Source organism: Streptomyces alkaliphilus, assembly GCF_014141535.1.
In the GTDB taxonomy this organism is placed as follows: domain Bacteria; phylum Actinomycetota; class Actinomycetes; order Streptomycetales; family Streptomycetaceae; genus Streptomyces; species Streptomyces alkaliphilus.
In genome coordinates this window covers 1-452 of the sequence record NZ_VKHT01001734.1, presented here as the reverse complement: position 1 = coordinate 452, position 452 = coordinate 1, and the positions used below count along the sequence as shown (strand labels likewise).

Below are 452 nucleotides of genomic sequence, written 5' to 3'. Positions count from 1 at the left end.
GGGGAGGGGGTCATCGGAGCAGTGTGCCCCGGGGGGCCGACATGCGCCCCGCCCCCGGGCTTCTCCGGGCTTCTCCGGGGGAAGGTCAGGGCACCTCGCGCAGATAGAGCGCGCCACAGGTGTGGCACATGGGTTCCTCCGTGCGTCCCCAGTCCTCGTCGGAGCGGGTCACGGAGTCGGCGGCGAGTCGCCGGCCGCACATGGCCCGGGTCTCCTGCCCGCGAACCATGTGCCAGGTCTTGACCCGGGGGCCGGCTCCGGGGGCGCCTTCGTTCCCCGACCGTGCCGACGGTTCCGACCGTGCCGACGGTTCGGTGTTCCCGACGGTCTCGGCCCGCATGAGGTGGCGCATCGGTCGTTCCTCCGATCCCTGGCCGTCGTGGTGGGGTGCCGCCCTCCCATGGTGGGGTCGCAGCGCCGGTTCCGCCCGTCGAACGGGGACGGGGGACACG

Annotated in this window: 1 protein-coding gene; it reads right to left on the bottom strand. The window is 73.7% G+C overall.

The genetic code is table 11. The features are described 5' to 3' along the window. Positions 1 to 85: 85 nt before the first annotated feature. The coding region (locus tag FNQ90_RS26530) for a hypothetical protein (RefSeq protein WP_228471633.1) at positions 86 to 452 on the bottom strand (367 nt) is incomplete at its 5' end.